Raw genomic sequence first — 15,737 nt, forward strand, 5'->3', positions numbered from 1 at the left:
CCTTATTCAGCAGAAGCGGCGTCTTCGCCGGCTTCTTCATTGGTGGAAGTGGCACCCTCTTCGTCGTCGCGACGACGACGCTCGCCACGCTCGGGCTTGTCACCCTTCTCGTCCTTGCTCTTCATGATCAGCGACTGCTCGGTGTCAGCCTCGTCACGCTTGATGACCAGGTTGCGCAGCACGGCGTCGTTGAAGCGGAAGCTTTCGGTCAGTTCGTTCAGAACCGACTGGTCGGCTTCGATGTTCATCAGAACATAGTGGGCCTTGACCAGATTCTGGATCGGATAAGCCAGCTGACGACGGCCCCAGTCTTCCAGACGGTGGATGGTGCCGTTGCCGTTCTCGACCAGCGCCTTGTAGCGCTCGATCATGGCCGGAACCTGTTCGCTCTGGTCCGGGTGGACCAGGAACACGACTTCGTAATGACGACTCATGTTTTTCTACCTTTCGGATGTGGCCTGTATGGGCCGGACAGCCCCCCGCGTTGAATCGAGGTGGGGCAAGGAACCTGCACCAGGAGGCGCAGGAAGCCGCGAATTATGGCAGCTGCGGCCAGCGCCCGCAAGGAAAGCGCTCCGGCGCAGGAAGCGGCGCCCGCGTCCGGCATTGCTACGGCCCCGGACACCGCGGGCGATGCTGGTCTCAGGCCTTGTCGGCGTCAGTGGTGAAGCTCTCGCCGCACCCGCATTCAGCCGCGGCATTGGGATTCCTGAAGGTGAAGGTCTCGCTCAGCCCCTGCTTGCCGAAGTCGATTTCGGTGCCATCCACCAGTGCCAGGCTATCGGCGTCGACATAGATGCGGACCCCGTCCTGCTCGAACACGGTATCGCCCTCGCGCTGCTCCCGGGCCAGATCGGTGACATGCCCCCAGCCCGAACAACCGGTGCGGGTCACACCGAAACGCAGCCCCAGTGCTCCCGGCGTGGAGGCGACAAAGCGCTGTACACGGGAATGGGCGACGGGGGTCAGATGAACAGCCATGATGGGACGACTCCAGCAGAATTACGTTCCGATTATAGGTGTGGGCGGCCGCCACGGACCGCAAGCGTGGATAAATGCCTCGCCTGCCCGCAGTACAGCCGCTAAAATCTCGCATTCACAGATCGAGTCGATCAACAGAGGATTCAAGTCATGACGGTGGTCAGCGTTGCACACGCCCTTGCCGGGAAATTCCCGGAAGGCGGAGAAGTCACGGTTCGGGGATGGGTGCGCACGGTGCGCGGCTCGGCTGGACTGGCCTTCGTCAACGTCAGCGATGGCTCGGGCTTCGCTCCGATCCAGGTCGTGGCCACCGATGCCCTGACCAACTTCGAGGACATCAGGAAGCTGACCCCGGGCTGCTCGGTGATCGCCACCGGCACCCTGGTGAAGTCGCAGGGCAAGGGCCAGAGCTTCGAGATCCAGGGCCAGAGCCTGGAGATTGTCGGCTGGGTGGAAGATCCGCTGACCTACCCGATCCAGCCCAAGCCGATGTCGCCGGAGTTCCTGCGCGAAGTGGCGCATCTGCGTCCGCGCACCAATCTGTTCGGCGCCGTCACCCGCATCCGCGACTGCCTGTCCAAGGCCGTGCACCGTTACTTCCACGAGAACGGCTTCTACTGGATCAGCACCCCGATCATCACCACCTCCGACGCCGAAGGCGCCGGTCAGATGTTCCGGGTCTCCACCCTGGACATGAGCAACCTGCCGCGCACCGGTGACGGCGGGATCGACTTCAGCCGCGACTTCTTCGGCAAGGAGACCTTCCTGACCGTGTCCGGCCAGCTCAACGTCGAGGCCTACGCGCTGGCCCTGAGCAAGGTCTACACGTTCGGTCCGACCTTCCGCGCCGAGAACAGCCACACCACCCGCCATCTGGCCGAGTTCTGGATGGTGGAGCCGGAGATCGCCTTCGCCGATCTGGCCGAGAACGCGCGCGTGGCCGAGGAGTTCCTCAAGTACCTGTTCCGCGCGGTGCTCGACGAGCGCGCCGACGACATGGCCTTCATCGCCGAGCGCGTTCAGAAGGACGCGATCACCCGCCTGGAAGCCTTCGTCAACGCGCCGTTCGAGCGCATCGAGTACACCGACGCGATCGCGCTGCTGCAGAAGTCGGGCAAGAAGTTCGACTACCCGGTCGAATGGGGCCTGGACCTGCAGACCGAACACGAGCGCTGGCTGACCGAGGAGCATGTCGGTCGCCCGGTGGTGGTGACCAACTATCCCGAGCACTTCAAGGCCTTCTACATGCGCCTGAACGATGACGGCAAGACCGTCGCGGCGATGGACGTGCTGGCCCCGGGCATCGGCGAGATCATCGGCGGCAGCCAGCGCGAGGAGCGCCTGAACGTGCTCGACGCGCGCATGGCGCAGTTCGGTCTGGATCCGGAGCACTACCAGTGGTACCGCGATTTCCGCCGCTATGGCTCGGTGCCGCACGCCGGCTTCGGCCTGGGCTTCGAGCGTCTGGTGGTGTACGTCTGCGGCCTGAGCAACATCCGCGACGCGATCCCCTACCCGCGCGCGCCGGGCTCGGCGGAGTTCTGATCCAGTGACAGGGAGGCGTCTGCGGTGACCTTGTTCTTCGCGTTGTGCTTCATCGGCGTGGCCATTGCCGGCTTCAGCGCCTTCCTGATCTTCTGGCCGCTGACCCTGATCCATATCCGCGACCGGCATCCGGCGCTGGCGACCGAATTCGGCGCCGGCGCTTTCCTCAAACCCGACAGCCTGCGCTGGCTGCTGGCCCGCGACTTCTCCCGCATCCCGGACCGTTCCCTGTCCGGACTGGCAGCCCCGGCGCGCCTCGCGCTGCTGGTGATGTTCGGCGGGCTGGGCATGGCGCTGCTGCTGTGGCTTTTTTCCCAGGTAATGACATGAACGATTCGGACAACGCGACCGACCAGTGGTGGCTGGCGCAACTGGGCAACACCCTGATCTGGGCGCGCCTGCGCATCCGTCCGGCCGGCACCGCCGAGGTGCTGGACAGCGACGGCAATACGCTCAGCTACGACAGCGAGGACACCGCCCGCGCACAGCTGCTCGATGCCGAGTTTGTCGCCTTTGACGGCATCGACGAGGAGGATGCACTGCAGCGCGGCTTCTCGCTGCACGAGATCCAGCCACCGCACGCGGACAATGACGACGCGTTGCAGGGCCGCATGGTCCAGCTGCTTGGCATGCGGGCCTGACCCCACGGATGTTCACTCCGGCCGCTTTCGCCGAGACGGATCTGCAGTGGCTGGACCGGCTGCTGGCACGCGACCCGTTCGTGACGCTGCTCACCACCGGCGAAGACGGCCTGCCCGAGCTGACCCGGCTGCCGGTGCTGTATCGGCGCCAGGACCAGCAGATCGAGCTGCGCGGGCACTGGGCGCGTCCCAATCCGCAAGCCCGGCAACGCACCCCCGCCAAAGTCCTGGTGGACGGGCCGCACGGCTATGTCTCGGCCAGCTGGTATCCGGACAAGGAAAGCGCCGCGCGCGTTCCGACCTGGAACTACGCGGCGGCCGAGCTGCGCGGGCAACTGCACCCCTTCACCGATGAAGACGCGCTTGCCGCGCTGCTGGTCGATCTCAGCGACCACTTTGAGGCGGACGTGGGCCAGCAGTGGCGGTTCGAGCCACAGCGCGAAGACCACCGCCGTCAAGTGCGCGGCATCGTCGGATTCCGCTTCGTGGTCGAGCAGGTCCAGCTCAAACTGAAACTGGGCCAGAACCATCCACCCGCCAACCAGCAGGCCGTGATACACGCGCTGCAGGCGCTGTCCACGCCACGCGCACAGGAGCTGGCCGGCTGGATGGCGCTCCACCGCGCATCGCGCGACACGCCACAATGACGCGGCGCAGCCTCCATTTCCCGCGACGCCGCCGTTTCCATGACGGCGACGCCCTCCCCCTCCAGATCGCAAGGGAAGCATGACCATGAAAGACATCCGCAAACTGCTGCAGAACAACAGTGATTGGGCCGACCGGATCGAACGCGAAGATCCGGAATTCTTCCAGCAGCTGTCCAAACAGCAGAACCCCGAATACCTGTGGATCGGCTGCTCCGATTCACGCGTGCCGGCCAACCAGATCATCGGCATGGCGCCGGGTGAGATCTTCGTACACCGCAACGTCGCCAACGTGGTGGTGCATACCGACCTGAACTGCCTGAGCGTGATCCAGTACGCGGTGGACCAGCTGAAGATCAAGCACATCCTGATCGTTGGCCATTACGGTTGCGGCGGCGTGCACGCGGCACTGAACCAGGTGCGCGTCGGCCTGGCCGACAACTGGCTGCGCCATGTCGGCGATGTCGCGCAGAAGCATGACGATATCCTCTCGCAGATCGACGACCCGGACCTGCGCCATGCGCGCCTGTGCGAGTTGAACGTGATCGAGCAGGTGGTCAACGCCTGCCGCTCGACCATCGTCCAGGACGCCTGGGCGCGCGGCCAGAAGCTGATGGTGCACGGCTGGGTCTACAGTCTGCGCGACGGCCGGGTCAGCGAGATGGGCATCGACGTGGGCGCCCCGGAAGATCTGCAGCCGGCCTACGAGAGGGCCCTGTCGTTCGTGCCGCGCAAGGGCAAACGCCACTGACCTCCCAACCCCTGCTGTGGCCGCTGATGCCGCGGCAGGGGCAGGCCCGTTTCCCGCCACAGGCTCCCCCCGCATGCTGCCACTCCCCCTCAATCTGCACGCCTGGATCGACGAGCATCGCCACCTGCTGAAGCCGCCGGTGGGCAACAAGATGATCGAGAACGGCGATTTCATCGTGATGGTGGTCGGCGGCCCCAACAGCCGCAGCGACTACCACTGGGATGAAGGCCCGGAGTGGTTCTACCAGCTCGAGGGCGAGATGGTGCTGCGCGTGCAGGAAGACGGCGCGGTGCGGGAGATCCCCATCCGCGCCGGCGAGATCTTCCTGCTGCCACCGCGGGTGCCGCACTCGCCGCAGCGCATGCCCGGCTCGATCGGCCTGGTGGTCGAGCGCAAGCGTCTGGACCACGAGCTCGACGGCTTCATGTGGTTCTGCCCGCACTGCAACCACAAGCTCTATGAGGAGTTCTTCCATCTGAAGAACATTGAGACCGACCTGCCCAAGGTGTTCGACCGGTTCCATTCCTCGCTGGAACACCGCAGCTGCCAGCGCTGCGGCACCGTGCATCCGTTGCCGGCACCGGCCTCGCCCGAAATCTGAGCGCACCTTCCGTGCGGTTCGCACGGCGCCCCGGCCATCGCCCGGCACCATCTGCCGCGCCACTGCCGGCATCCGCAACAGGCAACCGGCAACCGTGCCGGGACAGGTACACTTCGGGCTCATTCTCGCCACCTGCGTACCGATGAACGAAACCCTGTCCCCGGCCCACGCCACCGCCCTGGATGCCGCCGATCCGCTGCGCCACCTGCGCAGCCAGTTCCTGATTCCGCAGCACCAGTCCGCCGACCAGACCTACTTCGTCGGCAACTCGCTGGGCTTGCAGCCCAAGGGCGCCAAGGCGATGGTGCAGGAAGTGATGGACCTGTGGTCCAGCATCGCGGTGGAAGGCCATTTCACCGGTCCCACGCACTGGATGGGGTATCACCGTCTGGTGCGCGATTCGCTCGCGCGCGTGGTGGGCGCACAGCCCGGCGAAGTGGTCGCGATGAACACGCTGAGCGTGAACCTGCATCTGATGATGGTCAGCTTCTACCGCCCCACCCGTGAGCGCCCTGCGATCCTGATGGAAGCCGGTGCGTTCCCCACCGACCGTCATGCGGTCGAGGCGCAGATCCGTTTCCACGGTTTCAATCCGGCCACCGATCTGATCGAAGTGCAGCCGGACGAGCCCAACGGCACGATCTCGATGCAGGCCATCGAGCGGGCGCTGGGCGAACACGGCCGCCGCGTGGCGCTGGTGCTGTGGCCCGGTGTGCAGTACCGCAGCGGACAGGTGTTCGATCTGGCCGCGATCACCCGGCTGGCGCGCGCGCACGGCGCCAATGTCGGCTTCGACCTGGCCCATTCGGTCGGCAACGTGCCGCTGGCGCTGCATGACATCGCCCCGGATTTCGCCGTGTGGTGCCACTACAAGTACCTCAACGCCGGCCCCGGCGCGGTCGCCGGCGCCTTCGTGCACGAACGCCACGCGCGCGACACCTCGCTGCCGCGCTTTGCCGGCTGGTGGGGCCATGAGCAGGCCACGCGCTTCCAGATGGCACCGGAGTTCGTCCCCGAAGTCGGCGCCGAAGGCTGGCAGCTGAGCAACCCGCCCGTGCTGGGGCTGGCGCCGCTGCGCGCCTCGCTGGCGCTGTTCGACGAGGCCGGCATGCCGGCCCTGCGTGAGAAGTCGCTCAAGCTCACCGGCTATCTGGAAACGATGGTGCGCGCGCGTCTGTACGGCGTGCTGCAGATCATCACCCCGACCGAGCCGGAGCGTCGCGGCTGCCAGCTGTCGCTGCGCGTGGCCGGCGGACGCGAACAGGGCCGCTCGCTGTTCGAGTACCTGCAGTCGGTCGGCGTGCTCGGCGACTGGCGCGAGCCGGACGTGATCCGCATCTCGCCCACCCCGATGTACAACCGCTACCGCGATGTCTACCGCTTCATCGAAGAAGTGGAAACCTGGGCCGGTGTATGACCCGACGGAACCCCACGACTTGACCACTACCGCCCCACGCGGCCTCACCATCATCGGCGCCGGTCTGGCCGGCTCCCTGCTCGCCATCCTGCTGGCCCGCCAGGGCTGGCGCATCACCGTGTACGAGCGCCGTGGCGATCCGCGCATCGCCGACTACGAGTCCGGTCGCTCGATCAACCTGGCATTGGCCGAACGCGGCCGTAATGCGCTGCGCCAGGCTGGCGTGGAAGAGGCGGTCATGGCCAAGGCGGTGATGATGCGTGGACGCATGGTGCATCCGCGTCACGGCACGCCGGAGTTGCAGCGCTACGGCCGTGATGACAGCGAGGTGATCTGGTCGGTACACCGTGCCGAACTGAACGTCACCCTGCTGCAGCTGGCCGAAGCGGCCGGCGCGCGGTTCCACTTCCACCGTCGCCTGCACACCGTGGATTTCGATGCCGGCTACGCCCGCTTTATCGACGACCGCGACGATTCACCGCACGACACCCACTTCGACACACCGCTGGTCGGCGCCGATGGCGCCGGCTCGGCGCTGCGTGCGGCGATGAACCGCAAGTCGCCGCTGGGCGAGCGCACCGAGTTCCTCGACCACTCCTATAAGGAGCTGGAAATCCCGCCGCATGCCGACGGCCGCTTCCAGATCGAAGCCAATGCGCTGCATATCTGGCCGCGCGGACGCTATATGTGCATCGCCCTGCCCAATGACGAAGGCACCTTCACCGTCACCCTGTTCCTGCCCAACGACGGTGAGCCCAGCTTCGCCAACGTGCGCAGCGGCGCCGAGGCGCAGGCGTTGTTCGAGCGCGAGTTCGCCGACGCGGTGCCGCTGATTCCGGATCTGCGCCGCGACTGGGAACAGCACCCGCCCGGCCTGCTGGGCACCCTGTACCTGGATCGCTGGCATCAGGGCGGCAAAGCGGTGCTGATCGGCGATGCGGCCCATGCCATGGTGCCGTTCCACGGCCAGGGTATGAACTGCGCGTTCGAGGACTGCGTGTTCCTGGCCGACGCGCTGGCCGCCAACGCCGATCCCGCACAGGCCTTCGCCCTGTTCGAGCGCGAACGCAAGCCCAATGCCGCGGCGATCCAGCAGATGGCGCTGGACAACTACATCGAGATGCGCGACCAGGTGGCCGATCCTGCCTTCCTGCTGCAACGCGAACTGGAACAGGCGCTGCAGGCGCGCTGGCCCACCCGCTTCGTGCCGCATTACACGATGGTCACCTTCCTGCACACGCCCTATGCCGTGGCGCTGGAACGCACCCGCATCCAGCAGCGCATCCTGGCCGAGGCCACCGCCGGCCACACCACGCTGGCGCGGATGGACTGGGCCGCACTGGAGCGGATCGTCCACGCGCAGCTGCCGGTACTGGCAGGGGCGCACTGATGGCCCCCTGCACCGTTCCGCACGCGGATGAACGATGCCGTCACCACGGCTGACGCGCGCCACTAGCCGCCGGTAAAGACCCCCATGCCCGACACTTTCCTCTTCTACGATCTCGAAACCTTCGGCCAGGACCCGCGCCGTACCCGCATCGCCCAGTTCGCGGCGGTGCGCACCAACGCCGAGCTGGAAGTGGTCGACGAGCCGGTCAGCTTCTACGTCAAGCCGGCCGACGACCTGCTGCCCTCGCCCATCGCCACGCTGATCACCGGCATCACCCCGCAGCATGCCCTGGCCGAAGGCGTCAGCGAGGCCGAGGCCTTCGCCCGGATCAGCGACCTGATGGCACGGCCGCAGACCTGCACGCTGGGCTACAACACGTTGCGCTTTGACGACGAGTTCGTCCGCTACGGGCTGTTCCGCAACTTCTTTGATCCCTACGAGCGCGAGTGGCGCGGCGGCAACTCTCGCTGGGACCTGCTGGACATGCTGCGGCTGGTGCACGCACTGCGCCCGGAGGGCATCCAGTGGCCGCAGCGCGAGGATGGCGCCACCTCGTTCAAGCTCGAACACCTGGCCATCGCCAACGATGTCCGCGAAGGCGACGCGCACGAGGCGCTGTCCGACGTCTACGCCACCATCGGCATGGCGCGCCGCTTCAAACAGGCCCAGCCGCGCATGTGGGACTACGCGCTGAAGCTGCGCGACAAGCGCTTCGTCGGCAGCCTGCTGGACGTGGTGGCGATGACGCCGGTGCTGCACATCTCCATGCGCTACCCGGCCAGCCGGCTGTGCGCCGCCCCGGTGCTGCCACTGACCCGCCATCCGCACATCAGCAACCGCGTGATCGTGTTCGATCTGGAAGGCGACGTGCAGCAGCTGCTGGACCTGTCGGCCGAGGAGATCGCCGCGCGCCTGTATACCCGCGCCGCCGATCTGCCGGAGGGCCAGCAGCGGGTGCCGTTGAAGGAAGTGCATCTGAACAAGGTGCCGGCGCTGGTGGCCTGGAACCACCTGCGCGCGCCCGACTTCGAGCGCCTGGCTATCGATCCGGCCGCCATCGCGGCCAAGGTCGAACAGCTGCGCGCGCTCGGCCCGGAACTGGCCGAGAAGGTGCGCTGCGTGTTCGCCGGCGAGCGCGCGGCCGGCCCGGTCGATGCCGACGCCTCGCTCTACGACGGCTTCCTGGCCGAGGGCGACAAGGCGCTGATGCCAAAAGTGCGCACCGCTCCGCCCGAAGCGCTGGCCGAACTGGAAGGCCGCTTCCGCGACCCGCGCCTGCCCGAGCTGCTGTTCCGCTATCGCGCCCGCAACCACCCGCAGACGCTGCACGGTGAGGACCGCGCCCGTTGGGACGACTACCGCCGCCTGCGCCTGTTCGATGAAGCCGCCCGCCTGGGCGAGCAGACCCTGCCGCAGTACTTCGCGCAGATCGAGCAGCTGCACGCCGAATACCACGACCACCCCGAGCAACTCGCCCTGCTGGAACATCTGCAGCACTGGGGCCAGCACCTGCAGCAATCGCTATGACCGCCTATTTTTCCGATGCCAGTTTCAAATTCCTGCGTGGGCTGGCCGCGCACAACGACAAGACCTGGTTCAACGACCACAAGGCGCAGTACGAAGCGCACGTGCGCCAGCCGTTCCTGCGCCTGATCGCCGACCTGCAGCCGGATATCGAGGCGATCAGCCCGCATTTCCGCGCCGATCCGCGCACCGTGGGCGGATCGCTGTACCGCATCCAGCGCGACGCGCGCTTCTCCCACGACAAATCGCCTTACAAGACCTGGCAGGGCGCGCGCTTCTATCACGAGCGCCGCCGCCTGCAGATCGTGCCGCTGTTCTACCTGCACCTGCAGCCGGACAACTGCTTCCTCGGCGGCGGCCTGTGGCACCCGGAGCCGGAAAGCATGCGCAAGGTGCGGCAGTTCATTTTCGACAACCCGGCCAGCTGGGAACGCGCCGTGCGCGATCCGGCCATCGTCCGCCGCTTTGCGATGGAAACCGACGAGAAGCTGCAGCGGCCGCCGCGCGGCTACCCGGCCGACCACCCGCACATCGAAGATCTGAAACAGCGCAACTGGGTGTATTCGCGCCGGCTGACCGATGCCCAGATGTGCAGCCCGCAGCTGCGCCAGACCCTGGTCAAGGACTACGCCACGCTGGCACCGTTCATCGATTACCTGTGCGCTGCGCTGGATCTGGAGTTCTGAGCGGAACCGGCTTCACGCCACCTGCCGCAGTTTGCGGCACGCTTGCCGGTATCACCCGACAGGAGGATGCCGCCATGACCGCCATCCATCACCAGCTCTGGATCGATGCCCCCCTGTCCACCGTCTACGCCGGACTGGCCACCGCCGAGGGACTGGGCCAGTGGTGGATCGCACACCAGCAATCGGTGATCGACGGGGACACCCTCCTCAGCCACAACCCCGGCGGCGGTCATGGCGTGGTCGCGATGAAGGTGCTGGAGACCCTCCCCGGGCAACGGGTGCGCTGGGAGGTGATCAGCCACCACCCCCGCCAGAGCCCCGCCTCGGCCTGGTCCGGTACCGAGATCCGTTTCGAGCTCTCCCGCCGCGCCAGCCCCGGCGCCTGGCGCGGCCTGCCCCACGAAGGCGAACCGATGACCGTGCTGGAGTTCCACCACCTCGGCTGGGACCCGCACAGCGAATACCTCGGCTTCTGCAGCCAGGCCTGGGCCGAAACCCTGGTCCTGCTGCGCCGCTGGGCCGAAGCCCGCACCCCGGGCCATCACTGAGCTGCCCCCTGCCGCGGGTCCCGGAAGTGGGCACCGCATGACCGCGCCGGTGCCTGCGACACTTGGTCGCACGCTTTCATATCAATGACATAGCGCTCTTTCGGGGTCGGATGCGGCCGGCGCCGGTGAATCGGCTGCGGGCACTGGACTAGACTTTCCATGTGAACCGTTCATCCACCCTGTTCCGATTTATCGGCCGGCTTGGCTTGCTCGCCGGGCTGCTGATGGCGCTCGCGCCGTCGGCCAGCAGGGTGTTGTCCGGTACCGGGCCGCAGGTACTGCCCGGCTGGACGGAACTTTGCACCTCCACCGGCATGCACTGGGTAGACACCGGCGCGCCATCCTCCTCGCAGACGCCGTTTTCCGAGGGTCCCCATGCGGTGATGGGAGAGGACTGTTCCTATTGCCGTCTGGTCGATCTGCTCCTGCCGGTCATCCTGTTCCTGGGCTTGGTGCTGCCGCGTGCTGCGGCTGCCCGGCTGACGGGGCAGCCTGATCCGCCGCTGCGCCTGTGGCAGAACCTGCGCGGCCTGGGCAGCCGGGGTCCTCCCGTCCTCCTCTGATCCACAAGCGGTATTCCTGCGCGACGCCCCGGGTGTCGCCTCACTTGTGTTTTGGAGTTCCCATGTCCCATCCAGTCCGCCCGGCGCCGCGCGCGTCGTGGCTGTCCCTTGCCATTGCCTCGGCCCTGGCCTCCCCGTTCGGTGTACAGGCCGCCGCGCCTGATCCGGTCGATTTTGAGGCCGTGGTCGTGACCGCGTCCCCCGTCTCCCCACTGACCTATGAAACAGACCCGAAACTGCCACGCCAGCCGGTGCCCGCCAGTGATGGCGCCGACTACCTGAAAACCATTCCCGGCTTCAGTGCCGTGCGCAACGGCGGCACCAATGGCGATCCGGTATTGCGCGGCATGTTCGGTTCACGGCTGAACCTGCTGACCAACGATGGCAGCATGCCGGGGGCGTGCCCGGCCCGCATGGACAATCCGATGTCCTACGTCTCGCCCGAGACCTACGACAGGCTGGTCGTCATCAAAGGACCGCAGACGGTGCGCTGGGGGCCGGGCGCGTCCGCGGGCACGGTGCGCTTTGAACGGCGGACCCCGCGCTTCGACACCCCCGGTATCGATCTGACCGGAAGCCTGCTCGGTGGTTCGTTCGGCCGCAACGACCAGGTGCTCGATGCCACCGCGGGTATGCCGGTGGGCTATGCCCGGCTCAGCGCCAACCGTTCCGAGTCGGACGACTACAGGGACGGTTCCGGCGACGTCGTGCCCTCGTCATGGAAGAAGTGGAACACCGACCTCGCTCTGGGCTGGACGCCCGACGCTGACACGCTGCTGGAGTTCAATGCCGGTGTCGGCGACGGCAGCGCCCGCTACGCCGGGCGGGGCATGGACGGCGCGCAGTTCAAGCGCCAGAGCTACAGCCTGCGGTTCGAGAAGTCCAACCTGCCCGGCAGCCTGGAGCGCGTGGAAGCCAGTGTGTTCGCCAACTATGCCGACCACGTGATGGACAACTACACCCTGCGCACGCCCAACCCGATGAGCTCGATGCCGATGCCGATGGTCGCCCAGGTGGACCGCAGGACTCTGGGCGGACGCAACGCCTGGACCTGGGCAACCGGGGGACTGGAGCTGACAGCGGGCATCGATGGGCAACAGAGCCGGCACCGCGAACGCGGCGGCATGGGACGCAACGCCCACCTCGCGATGCCGTGGGTGACCGATGCGAATTTCCAGAACGCAGGTCTGTTTGCCGAGGCGACATGGACGCTCTCCGCTGCCCGGCGTCTGGTGTCGGGCGCCCGCGCGGACCGCGCCGAAGTGACCGACAAGCGGACGGTCGCAGGGATGATGGGTAGGCCCAATCCCACCGCCGGCCTCCGCCGCAAGGAGACGTTGCCGGCCGCCTTCATGCGGTTCGAACAGGACACCACCTCCACGCGTGGGACCTGGTACGCCGGCCTTGGCCACACCGCGCGCATGCCCGACTACTGGGAGCTGTTCTCGCCCGACCGGGGGCCGATGGGCGCGGTGAATGCCTTTGCCGGCATCCGCCCGGAAAAGACCACGCAGCTGGATGTCGGCCTGCAGTACCGTGCCCCGACGTTCGATGCGTGGATATCGGCGTATGCCGGCCGCATCCAGGACTACATCCTCTTCGCGTACATGGAGGGCGGAATGATGGGAATGATGTCCTCGGCCGCCAACGTGGATGCGGACATCCGCGGCGGCGAGGCCGGTGTCGAGTTCCGCCCCGCACCCCACTGGAAGCTGGGCGGCACGCTGGCCTACGCCTGGGGCGAGAACCGTGCCTCGGGTGATGCATTGCCGCAGATGCCGCCACTGGAGGCCCGCCTGAGCGCCGGCTACGACAACCGGCGCTGGAATGCCGGCGTCCTGGTTCGCGCCGTGTCCAGGCAGACACGCGTGGCGCTCAACCAGGGCACGGTGGTCGGACGCGATATCGGTCCCAGTGCGGGGTTTGCGACGCTGGCGCTCAATGGTGGCTATCGCTTCACCGACCGCGTGCAGCTGACCGCCGGTGTCGACAATCTGTTCGACCGGGCCTACAGCGAACACCTGAATCTGTCGGGCAGTGCCGACTTCGGCTATCCGGCCGATCCGCTGAGGTTCAACGAGCCTGGCCGTTCCGCGTGGGTGAAGCTCAACGTGGACTACTGACTGGAGCGGGGGCCTGCCTGGACGGCAGGCACCCGTGTCCGTGGACGTGGCCATCAGGTCCGCCCACGGGTTGAGCTCACCGACCCGCTGCCGCCAAGTCACGCAAGGCGGGGGTATGACGCCCACCCTGCCTGCCGGGCCGATACGAGGGCATGGCCGTTGTCCTTGCGCAAGCCGGCCCTGGTGTGGAGCGCCGACGCCATCAGGATCAACATGAGGTGGGGTTGCGCCTGACGGCCGGCTGGACGCCACGCAGCTCAGATGGCGGTGAATGCGGAGCGTGGGTGGCGTGGCCGACTGCAGGTTGGGCCACCCCACCCCGATCAGCACGCGCGGCGGAGCGCTTTAGGCTTTGCCGCCGTGGTGCGGATATCCGGCCAGCGGCGCGGGCCTCAGACAGCCTTGGCCGGAAACCGCCAGCGACCGGCAGCGCCTCGGCCAGGATCGCTAGCTGAGCAGACGCGCCACGATGGACGCTGCCACGCACCACGCCACGATCCATAGCGCCGAAACCCGCCGGGTGGTCAGCAGGGCAAATCCGATCAGCGCGATGACGAAATCGGCCACGCCATGTACGCCTTCGGTCCAGACCGGGGTGTAGAACGCCGCGATGAGCAGCCCGACCACCGCGGCATTGATACCGGCTATGCCACGGGTGGCCCAACGGCGCCGCGCCAGGTGCTCCCATAGCGGCAACACCGCCAGCAACAGGAGGATGCCGGGCAGAAACACGGCCAGCAGCGCAAGCGTCGCGCTGGCTGCGGCGGGCCAGCCCACCGGCACTTCGGCGCCCACAAAGGCCGCCAGGGAGAACATCGGCCCGGGCATCGCCTGCGCCGCTCCGTAGCCGGCAAGGAAGGTGTCCGGATGCACCCAACCGGTGTCGACCACCGCCGGCTGCAGCAGGGAAAGCACGACGTGACCACCGCCGAAGACCAGTGCCCCGGCCTTGTAGAACGCGGCAGCCAACGCCGCTGCGGTTGGGGCGTCGGCGGCAGGCCACATCAACGCGCCCGCCAGGCCGGCCAGGAAGACGAGCAGAAACGCGACGCCACCGCGGCGGCCATAGCGCACCGGGAAAGCGGCAGACAGGGGGGCATTCACCTGCCGGCAGAAGCACCATCCCAGCATGGCGCCCAGGGCTATGGCGCCCAGTTGTGCCCATGCACTTCCGGTGGACACGATCAGCACGGCCGCCCCCGCAGCGATGAGGACTCGCGGCGCATCCGGGGCCAGTTGCCGGATCATGCCCAGCAGACCGTGTGCGACCACAACCACGGCAACCAGCTTCAGGCCGTGCACTGCGGCGGTCCCCACGCCTTGCCCGACATGGGGCGCTATCAGCGCGAAGCCGAACATCAGCAGAGCCGACGGCAGGGTGAACGCCACGAAGGCGGCCAGCGCCCCCGCCCAGCCGCCACGGAACAGGCCGATCGCGAAGCACATCTGACTGCTGGCCGGTCCCGGCAGAAACTGGCACACGGACAGCAATTGTGCGAAGTGGGCGTCATCCAGCCAGCCACGCAACCTGACGAATTCCTCGCGGAAATAAGCCAGATGGGCAATAGGACCGCCAAACGAGGTCAGCCCCAGCCGCAGAAAGATGCGGAAAACCTCGCCTGCGCTGCCCGGTGACGGTGGAGTCTGGGGGGAAGTGTTGGACAACGGCGTCTCGCACAGGCCACTTGCGTTGCGCAATGCTACCAGCGCCTCTCCGGTTGAAGACGGCCCGCCTTCGGCAACGCCCCGGCACCCACCGCCTTCAACAGCGAGCGCCGGTTCCACCAGACCAGGCGGCGCTGGCCGTACCCGCCCGGCGTCTTTGCCCGGCCGTGCGATGCCGGTTGATGAATTCCAGCCAGCCTGCCGAGCCGGAAGCCCCCACCACCGGGACACAAGTGAATCAGCCACGCCAATCAGAGCCCGGTCTCCGCCGGGCCTTGCAGCGGGATCCGCTTCGACCTCTCCCGCCGCACCAGCCCCCGCGCCTGGCGCGGCCTGCCACACGAGGGCGAACCGATGACCGTGCTGGAATTCCACCACCTCGGCTGGGACCCGCACAGCGAACACCTCGGCTTCTGCGGCCAGGCCTGGGCCGAAACGCTGGTGTTGCAGCGGCGCTGGGCTGAAGCCCGCTCGCCGGGGCGTCACTGAGATAACTGCTCGCCAGATGTTCGAGTTTGAATGTCGGGCCGTATGATCGCTCTTATCGACATGTCGCGCAGATATAGAGCCGGCTGTTTTCGACCCAAAGCGGACGTCGTCACCAATGCACGGGCCCGCAAAGCGTGGGACCGTCGACCCCTCCACCTAGAGAGCGCGG

17 protein-coding genes are annotated in these 15,737 nt (G+C 67.1%); 14 read left to right on the forward strand and 3 right to left on the reverse strand.

What is annotated here, in order from left to right:
* Positions 1-2 precede the first annotated feature (2 nt).
* Entirely contained in the window at positions 3-434 is a 432-nt protein-coding gene (gene rpsF / locus ACVOMH_RS08960) for a 30S ribosomal protein S6 (protein WP_054658585.1), read from the reverse strand.
* 208 nt (positions 435-642) lie between these two features.
* Entirely contained in the window at positions 643-981 is a 339-nt protein-coding gene (locus tag ACVOMH_RS08965; protein ID WP_481523931.1) for a HesB/IscA family protein, read from the reverse strand.
* Between the two features lie 150 nt (positions 982-1,131).
* On the opposite strand from ACVOMH_RS08965, the gene asnS reads away from it, so the two are divergent.
* From asnS to ACVOMH_RS09030, 13 genes are all read left to right on the forward strand, one after another.
* Positions 1,132-2,526 (forward strand): asparagine--tRNA ligase, encoded by a 1,395-nt coding sequence (gene asnS / locus ACVOMH_RS08970; RefSeq protein ID WP_054658589.1) that lies wholly within the window; start codon positions 1,132-1,134, stop codon positions 2,524-2,526.
* 24 nt (positions 2,527-2,550) lie between these two features.
* The gene (locus ACVOMH_RS08975; RefSeq protein ID WP_054658591.1) at positions 2,551-2,856 is read left to right on the forward strand and encodes a hypothetical protein; all 306 of its coding nucleotides are present in this window, start codon (positions 2,551-2,553) and stop codon (positions 2,854-2,856) included.
* On the forward strand, positions 2,853-3,167 hold the full coding sequence (locus tag ACVOMH_RS08980; RefSeq protein ID WP_054658593.1) for a hypothetical protein: 315 nt from the start codon (positions 2,853-2,855) through the stop codon (positions 3,165-3,167). The genes ACVOMH_RS08975 and ACVOMH_RS08980 overlap by 4 nt, the downstream gene beginning before the upstream one ends.
* A gap of 8 nt (positions 3,168-3,175) precedes the next feature.
* Positions 3,176-3,814, forward strand: a complete 639-nt coding sequence (locus ACVOMH_RS08985) for an FMN-binding negative transcriptional regulator (protein WP_481551717.1) — start codon at positions 3,176-3,178, stop codon at positions 3,812-3,814.
* 85 nt (positions 3,815-3,899) lie between these two features.
* A complete protein-coding gene (gene can / locus ACVOMH_RS08990; protein WP_054658601.1) occupies positions 3,900-4,562 on the forward strand; it encodes a carbonate dehydratase in 663 nt (220 codons plus the stop codon).
* A 73-nt stretch (positions 4,563-4,635) separates the two neighbouring features.
* On the forward strand, positions 4,636-5,163 hold the full coding sequence (locus tag ACVOMH_RS08995; protein WP_054658597.1) for a 3-hydroxyanthranilate 3,4-dioxygenase: 528 nt from the start codon (positions 4,636-4,638) through the stop codon (positions 5,161-5,163).
* A 142-nt stretch (positions 5,164-5,305) separates the two neighbouring features.
* Positions 5,306-6,580, forward strand: a complete 1,275-nt coding sequence (gene kynU, locus ACVOMH_RS09000) for a kynureninase (RefSeq protein WP_481551718.1) — start codon at positions 5,306-5,308, stop codon at positions 6,578-6,580.
* Positions 6,581-6,599: 19 nt separating this feature from the next.
* Positions 6,600-7,970, forward strand: coding sequence for an FAD-dependent oxidoreductase (locus ACVOMH_RS09005; RefSeq protein WP_057506164.1), 1,371 nt, complete (start codon positions 6,600-6,602; stop codon positions 7,968-7,970).
* Between the two features lie 84 nt (positions 7,971-8,054).
* Positions 8,055-9,497 (forward strand): exodeoxyribonuclease I, encoded by a 1,443-nt coding sequence (sbcB, locus tag ACVOMH_RS09010; RefSeq protein WP_481551719.1) that lies wholly within the window; start codon positions 8,055-8,057, stop codon positions 9,495-9,497.
* Positions 9,494-10,180, forward strand: a complete 687-nt coding sequence (locus ACVOMH_RS09015) for a DUF2461 domain-containing protein (RefSeq protein ID WP_481551720.1) — start codon at positions 9,494-9,496, stop codon at positions 10,178-10,180. The genes sbcB and ACVOMH_RS09015 overlap by 4 nt, the downstream gene beginning before the upstream one ends.
* A 74-nt stretch (positions 10,181-10,254) precedes the next feature.
* Positions 10,255-10,728, forward strand: a complete 474-nt coding sequence (locus ACVOMH_RS09020; RefSeq protein ID WP_054658206.1) for an SRPBCC family protein — start codon at positions 10,255-10,257, stop codon at positions 10,726-10,728.
* Between the two features lie 161 nt (positions 10,729-10,889).
* A complete protein-coding gene (locus ACVOMH_RS09025; protein WP_481551721.1) occupies positions 10,890-11,291 on the forward strand; it encodes a DUF2946 family protein in 402 nt (133 codons plus the stop codon).
* A 62-nt stretch (positions 11,292-11,353) separates the two neighbouring features.
* A complete protein-coding gene (locus ACVOMH_RS09030; RefSeq protein WP_481551722.1) occupies positions 11,354-13,414 on the forward strand; it encodes a TonB-dependent copper receptor in 2,061 nt (686 codons plus the stop codon).
* Between the two features lie 447 nt (positions 13,415-13,861).
* Here ACVOMH_RS09030 and chrA read toward each other — a convergent pair whose 3' ends face one another.
* Positions 13,862-15,454, reverse strand: a complete 1,593-nt coding sequence (gene chrA / locus ACVOMH_RS09035) for a chromate efflux transporter (protein WP_481551723.1) — start codon at positions 15,452-15,454, stop codon at positions 13,862-13,864.
* Here chrA and ACVOMH_RS09040 point away from each other — a divergent pair.
* Entirely contained in the window at positions 15,434-15,568 is a 135-nt protein-coding gene (locus ACVOMH_RS09040) for a hypothetical protein (RefSeq protein ID WP_481524210.1), read from the forward strand. The genes chrA and ACVOMH_RS09040 overlap by 21 nt on opposite strands.
* Positions 15,569-15,737: the final 169 nt, after the last annotated feature.

This window comes from Stenotrophomonas sp. STEN013 (assembly GCF_056760355.1).